This is a genomic window from Massilimicrobiota sp. An134, from assembly GCF_002160815.1.
GTDB lineage: Bacteria > Bacillota_I > Bacilli_A > Erysipelotrichales > Coprobacillaceae > Allocoprobacillus > Allocoprobacillus merdigallinarum.
On record NZ_NFLH01000014.1, the window covers coordinates 50,277 to 57,084 of the forward strand.

The following is a 6,808-nucleotide window of genomic DNA, read 5'->3' on the forward strand; positions in this document are numbered from 1 at the left end:
GGAGGTTTCATTATTATGGAAATTAGTTGGATTCAAGCTGCCTTACTTGGACTCTTTGCCTGTTTATCAAGTATGCCAGGTTTAGGTGGAACATCAATTGGTAACTACACTTTAGGTAGACCATTAATTGGTGGATTGGTATGTGGTATTATTTTAGGAGATATTTATTCAGGTATTTTAGTTGGGGTAGCGATGCAAGTTGTTTATATTGCTTTAGTTACACCTGGAGGAACTGTTTCAGCTGACGTTCGTGCTGTAAGTTACATTGGAATTCCACTAGCTATGATTGCATTAAAGAGCTATGGTTTAGATGCCGGAAGTGCAGATGGACAAGCTATGGCAACTTCATTTGGAACAATGGTTGGAACTTTAGGAACTGTTTTGTTTTATGGAACAGCAACAATCAATCTTGTATGGCAACATATAGGATGGCGTGCTGTAGAAAAAGGTGATTTCAATAAATTATATGTTGTCAATATGGGATTACCTTGGATTTCACATATTCTTTGTTCATTTATCCCAACTTTGATTATGTGTAAGATGGGAGCTCCAATGGTAGAATTAATTAAAAATTATTTACCAATGGATGGTATTGCAATGATGACATTATTTACTGTTGGATCATTACTTCCATGTGTTGGAATTGCGATTTTATTGAAACAGATTGCAACAAAAGCAGTTGACTTTATTCCATTCTTCTTTGGATTTACTCTAGCAGCAGCATTGGGTATTAACCTTGTATCTGCAACAGTGATTGCCGGAATGTTTGCTTTAATTAACTATCGTATTAAAATGTTAGCAATCAATAAGCCAGCAGCTGCATCAGAAACTGATGATGATGACGAGGAGGATATTTAAGATGGAAAAGAAATTAACAAAAAAGACTCTGACAAAGTCATTTCATAATTGGTATTATGGAAACTTAACATGTTTCTCTCAGGAACATATGCAAACTTTTGGATATTTATGTTCAATGCTTCCTGTTGTTAATGAATTGTATGACAAACAGGAAGATAAAGCCAAAGCTATGCAAACTTATACAGCTTTCTTTAATACAGAACCACAAATTGGTTCAGTCATTGTTGGTATGACAGCTGGTTTGGAAGAAGCACGTGCCAATGGTGATGATGTAGATGATGAAACAATTAATGGTTTACGTGCTGGGTTAATGGGACCTTTAGCTGGAATTGGAGATTCATTAGTTGTTGGTACAGTCATTCCTATTTTATTAGGCGTTGCATTAGGAATGTCTGATGGGGGATCACCTTTAGGAGCTATCTTCTATATCATTGTTTGGAACTTATTTGCTTACTTTGGAATGAAATTCTTATATTTCAAAGGATATGAATTAGGTGGGAAAGCCGTTGATTTCTTAGTTGGACCTCAAGGAGAGGCTTTAAGAGAGTCAATTACAATGTTAGGTGGTATTGTTATTGGGGCTGTCGCAGCAACTTGGGTATCAGTTACAACAAAGTTTACTTTGACAGCTGAAGGGGCCACAGAACCATACTTGAATTTACAAAGCACTTTGGATAGTGTTTATCCAGGATTTTTAACGGCAGCATTTGTTATGCTTTGCTGGTATTTACTTGCTAAAAGAAAAATGTCACCAATCAAAGTTATGTTATTACTTGTTGTGATTGCATTTGTTGGTGTATTAGTTGGATTCTTTAATCCAGGTTTACAATATTAATCAAAGGAGACGATATCATGGATGCCAAACTGAAAAAAGCATATATAGCAGAAGTACAATATCAAACAAAAATGTTAAATCATTTAAAAAAATGGTTAAGAAATCTTATTATATTTTCTTCAATTTCTTTCGTTCTTGTTCTATTTGGTTCATCCATTCATCCATTTATACAAGTTCTAGGAGTTATACTTTTGATTATCAGCATCCTCTCTTGTGCTCTTGTAGGACTTGGCTATAAAAACGGATATGATAACGTTCAAAAAATCATTAATCAGATCAAATAGTGGATTGTTATTAAACAATCCCTTTTTGTATAAAGGAGAAATATTATGTATCAGGCTATTTTTAGTGATGTTGATGGAACACTTTTAAATCAAAATCATCAAGTCACACCATTGACACAAAAAGCACTTCATCAATTGATGGAAAGAAATATTCCTTTTGTTGTGGTTTCAGCACGTAGTCCATCAGGTATTTTCCCTATACTTAAAGATTATCAATTGAAAGCATCAATTATTGCCTATAATGGAGCTTTGGTTATGGATCAGCAGCGATATATTTTAGCAGAAAAAGGTATGGTCACGACAACAGCATTACAAGTTTTAAAAGAACTGGAAACATTTGATGTCGCATGGTGTGTTTATTCTTTTGATCAATGGTTTGTTAAAAGTCGTCATGATGAGCGTATTTTAAGAGAAGAAAGTATAGTGAAAGCACAATCTTTAGAAGCCACTCTAGAAGACTTACAGACATTATCAACAGTTCATAAAATTCTTTGCATTTGTCATTCATCAGATATTTTCACCATCGAACAACATCTCCAACAAGCTTTTCCTCAATGTACGATTGTTCGATCTTCTGATATTCTGATTGAAATTGTAGATTTAGGAATTAATAAAGCCAAAGCAGTTCAAAAGCTTTGTCAATTATGGCGTATACCATTAAAAAATGTTGTTGCATTTGGCGACCAGTATAATGATTTAGATATGTTGATGGAAGTTGGCTATGGCTGGGCAATGGGGAATGCTCCTGTAGATATTCAAAAGAAAGTCGGAAGAGTCACTCAGGATAATAATCATGATGGCATTTATCATGCTTTAAAAAGTTTAGATAAAAAGGAAGAACATGGGATGTAATACATTTCATGTTTTTTTGACGGGAAAAATAATAAAATTATTTTATTGTAACTATTGACGTTACAACAAAGCAGATATATAATAAAGCTGTAATAACAAAGGTTACAACAAAACAAAGGAGGAAAACTTATGAAAATTGCAGTTGTTTGTGCCAACGGAAGAGTTGGAAGATTAGTTGTTAAGGAAGCGGTAGAAAGAGGATTGGATGTAACAGCCGTTGTTAGAGAAGATAATCAAAGTGTTGCCCCTCATGTGATTAAAAAAGATTTATATGATTTAACAAAGGAAGATTTAGCAAGTTTTGATGTTGTGGTGGATGCATTTGGTGCATGGGCTCCAGAAGAACTTCCAGGACATAGTACGTCATTAAAACATTTATGTGATATTTTATCTGGAACAGACATCAGATTATGTATTGTTGGTGGCGCAGGAAGTTTATATGTGAATAAAGAGCATACATTACAGGTTATGGATGGTGAAGATTTCCCTGCAGAATTCAAACCATTAGCTTCTGCACAAGGAAAAGCTTTAGATGAATTAAGAGAAAGATATGATGTCAAATGGACATTTATCAGTCCAGCAGGAGATTTCCAGGCTGAAGGAGAAAGAACAGGTCAATATATTTTAGGTGGAGAAGAATTGACATTGAATGAAAAAGGAGAAAGCATTATTTCATATGCTGACTATGCTATTGCAATGGTAGATGAAATCACAAAAGGAAATCATATCCAACAAAGAATCAGTGTTGTGAGAAAATAAGTCCGATCATTTCGGACTTTTTTCGTATCTTGTTTATCTTTTTTATGAGTGCTATAATTTGATTAATGGAAATAGAATTTTAAGAATATCCATATTGAGAGGAGGAAAGAAGATGTCAAATCAAAAACCTATTCCAGGAACAAATGGAAACCATTATGTACCTTATGATGAAAGAAGTGGAAAAGAATCTATCGTTTATTTTACAAGAGATCTTTCAGCAAAAGGATTATTAAAAGTTTATAATCGTATTCAGGAACATTTAAATGGAAAAGTTGCAGTGAAACTTCATACAGGAGAACAACATGGACCTAATATTATTCCTCGTCCATGGGTAGAAGAGCTAATCAAAGCACAATTACCAGATGCAACAATTGTGGAAACAAATACGTATTATGAAGGAGATCGTTATACAACAGATCAGCATCTTGAAACATTAAAAGTGAATGGATGGACATTCTGTCCAGTTGATATTATGGATGCTGATGGAACAGTCGATTTACCGGTGAAAGATGGAAAATGGTTTGATCATATGACAATGGGAAAGAACATTGTGAACTATGATTCTATGCTTGTTTTAACGCATTTTAAAGGACATACACAAGGTGGTTTTGGAGGATCCAATAAAAATATTGGTATTGGCTGTGCTGATGGACGTATTGGAAAAGCCATGATTCATACCACACCTGGTTCTGATGATATGTGGGATATTGCGAAAGAATAATTTATGGAACGTATGACAGAATCAGCAAAAGCTGTTGTTGATCACTTTGGAGATCAGATTGTCTTTATCAATGTGATGCGTAATATGTCTGTTTCTTGCGACTGTGAAGGAACAGCTGCAGCACCAGTTGTCACACCAAATGTTGGTATCTTAGCTTCATTAGATATCCTTGCGATTGATCAGGCATCAGTAGATTTAGTCTATGCCATGAAAGAAGAAGACCATCATGATTTGGTTGAAAGAATAGAAACACGTCATGGTTTACGTCAATTATCATATATGAAAGAATTACACATGGGAAATGATAAATATCTTCTTATTGATGTGGATCATGATGATCAACAAATCTCTTTAGAAGATGCTGTTAAAGATGTTGTTCCTTTTACAAAGTAATATAAGTTCAGGGAGTTTTTCCTTGAACTTTTTTTATGCACAGGCAATCAATGACAGAACATCATCAAAGGACATATTATTCATATCGTTGACATATCTTTCCATACGTTGAGCATAATCTTCTTCGCTCATATTATCCGGATTATCCAAGTGTATAGTCTTCTCTATGACAGGACTATATTTTCCTTCATCGGTTCCATATCCTAGATAGTCTGTATAATAGACAAAGTGCTGTTTATTGTCTTTATCTGTATGTAAATATAATGAAAGTCCTAGATTGATATTATTCTTTTCTACCATAATAGAATTAATAAGTTTAACTGACAATATTTTCCCTCCGCCAACAACAAAAGGAGTCTATGAGACTCCTGTGGCAAGGAATAGTATATCACATTAAATGCTTGTTGGATGAAATTTATCAAAAAAATTGTTCATAAAACTTTCATATTTTTTCCATCTATTATCCACATTTTTATAATAATATGAATTTATAAAGTGGAAAGGAGAAAAACAATGAAGAAAGTATTTACGATGATTTTATCAGGTATCATGGTGTTTTCAATAACAATCGGAAACGTTATGGCTTCAAATGAAAATCCTGCCATACAGTATACAGAAAACACCATAAATAATCCATATTTAGAATTGAATGAGATTATTCCTGTAATCAATGAAAAAAGTATTGAATTGAAGGGAACGACGAATCCATTATATTGGGAGTTTAAGAATTTTGATAACGCTATTGATATCATGAAATCCTATAATCAGGATAAAATCGACTTATCAGAATTAACGATTCATAATTGTGAAAAATATGCAGAGGAATTCGAAAAGTTATATACAATAGATGAAGTGGCTCAAGATAAACAGCTTAAGATTTTAAGTCAATTTTTTACAGTCTGTAGAAATCATATTATGAACAAAGAAATATTAAGTCTATATAATCAAAAAGATTATCAATTTGATGAATTAGTGATATTGTTACCATACACGAGTCCAGTCATTGAAAAGGTTATAAATTCAAATGCAACTTTAAGAATGGCTCCAAGAAGTATAAGTGCAAGAGATAGAAGAATCATGCAGCAAAATAGATACGCAAGGGTATATGGCGATAAACCAAATACAAAAAAGTATAAGTATTATCAAGGAGATAATAGGGGAGATTGTACAAACTTTGTTTCACAGATTTTAGTTGCTGGAGGAATAAAAACAAATAACACATGGAAACCTTATACAAGAACCTGGGTAAATGCACATGCTTTTGTTTTATACTGGTATATGAAAACAGGAGCTAAAAATGGATATTCTAACTTTGCTTCAATATCTAAGAGTCTTAAAGCAGGAGATATTATAGGAGCTGATTGGGGTGGAGATGGCCATTATGACCATTGTGCATATGTTGTTGCTGACGGACCTAAAACATCAGCCGGATATTATGATGTGACGATTGCACAACATACTCCAAATTATGTTGCAAAAGCTTCTCAGAAAGGTTGGAAGGATTTAAAGAAAGGATTATATGTAAGATTAAGAATATAGTATGAAAAATAAAACAAAAGGAATCATATTAGGACTGATTGTCGCTATATCACTTGTTGCTATGTTTTTGAATCAACCCATCAAAACAAAAAAAGAAATTCGTTATAACGAAACACATAAAGAAGAAGATGTCCATATGATTATGGACGACGCCATCAAAAGTTATAAGAACGATAATTCAAAAGTCTATAGCGTGTATTATGACGAGAATAAAAGCAAAGAAATGGAAGCTGAGTATGTCAAAAAAGGCAGTTATCGAGAAGTGATAATCGTCTATGTGGAATTTAAGACTTCGTTTTTCAATGCTCCTGAGCAATTAGGCAATAATCACTATTATTTTGATTATATGTATATAGCCGGAAAGACTGCAGAGGCGACTTGGGAATGGATTGATGGTGGATATGTTTAATAGTTTCAAAAAATCAATTGGTAGTTATTTCTAACTACCTTTTTTATATTATAGGAATTTGGTTTCGTTTGGTTGATAAACGCTTAAAGCAAATATTAACAATGAGCAAAATAAAAAGTAATGCACCAGCATTACTCTATTTTTCTGCATGCAAAAAC

8 protein-coding genes and 1 pseudogene are annotated in these 6,808 nt (G+C 33.3%); 8 read left to right on the top strand and 1 reads right to left on the bottom strand.

Annotated features, from left to right (window positions below; all coding sequences use genetic code 11):
- Nucleotides 1–15 precede the first annotated feature (15 nt).
- The 6 genes and pseudogenes from B5E79_RS07350 to B5E79_RS13835 all read left to right on the top strand — a co-directional run bounded on the left by B5E79_RS07350 (nucleotide 16) and on the right by B5E79_RS13835 (nucleotide 4,702).
- Entirely contained in the window at nucleotides 16–858 is an 843-nt protein-coding gene (locus tag B5E79_RS07350) for a PTS mannose/fructose/sorbose/N-acetylgalactosamine transporter subunit IIC (RefSeq protein WP_087297519.1), read from the top strand.
- Nucleotide 859: 1 nt separating this feature from the next.
- A complete protein-coding gene (locus B5E79_RS07355) occupies nucleotides 860–1,693 on the top strand; it encodes a PTS system mannose/fructose/sorbose family transporter subunit IID (protein WP_087297520.1) in 834 nt (277 codons plus the stop codon).
- 17 nt (nucleotides 1,694–1,710) lie between these two features.
- On the top strand, nucleotides 1,711–1,977 hold the full coding sequence (locus B5E79_RS07360; protein ID WP_087297521.1) for a hypothetical protein: 267 nt from the start codon (nucleotides 1,711–1,713) through the stop codon (nucleotides 1,975–1,977).
- Nucleotides 1,978–2,022: 45 nt separating this feature from the next.
- A complete protein-coding gene (locus B5E79_RS07365; RefSeq protein ID WP_087297522.1) occupies nucleotides 2,023–2,829 on the top strand; it encodes a Cof-type HAD-IIB family hydrolase in 807 nt (268 codons plus the stop codon).
- Nucleotides 2,830–2,958: 129 nt separating this feature from the next.
- A complete protein-coding gene (locus B5E79_RS07370) occupies nucleotides 2,959–3,588 on the top strand; it encodes an NAD(P)-dependent oxidoreductase (protein ID WP_087297523.1) in 630 nt (209 codons plus the stop codon).
- Nucleotides 3,589–3,700: 112 nt separating this feature from the next.
- Nucleotides 3,701–4,702 (top strand): annotated as a pseudogene (locus B5E79_RS13835) (DUF362 domain-containing protein).
- Nucleotides 4,703–4,735: 33 nt separating this feature from the next.
- Here B5E79_RS13835 and B5E79_RS07380 read toward each other — a convergent pair.
- Nucleotides 4,736–5,029: a hypothetical protein gene (locus B5E79_RS07380; RefSeq protein WP_087244274.1), complete on the bottom strand. Its 294-nt coding sequence runs from the start codon at nucleotides 5,027–5,029 to the stop codon at nucleotides 4,736–4,738.
- A 186-nt stretch (nucleotides 5,030–5,215) separates the two neighbouring features.
- On the opposite strand from B5E79_RS07380, the gene B5E79_RS07385 reads away from it, so the two are divergent.
- Nucleotides 5,216–6,241 (top strand): amidase domain-containing protein, encoded by a 1,026-nt coding sequence (locus B5E79_RS07385; protein WP_087297524.1) that lies wholly within the window; start codon nucleotides 5,216–5,218, stop codon nucleotides 6,239–6,241.
- Nucleotide 6,242: 1 nt separating this feature from the next.
- The gene (locus B5E79_RS07390; protein WP_087297525.1) at nucleotides 6,243–6,650 is read left to right on the top strand and encodes a hypothetical protein; all 408 of its coding nucleotides are present in this window, start codon (nucleotides 6,243–6,245) and stop codon (nucleotides 6,648–6,650) included.
- Nucleotides 6,651–6,808: the final 158 nt, after the last annotated feature.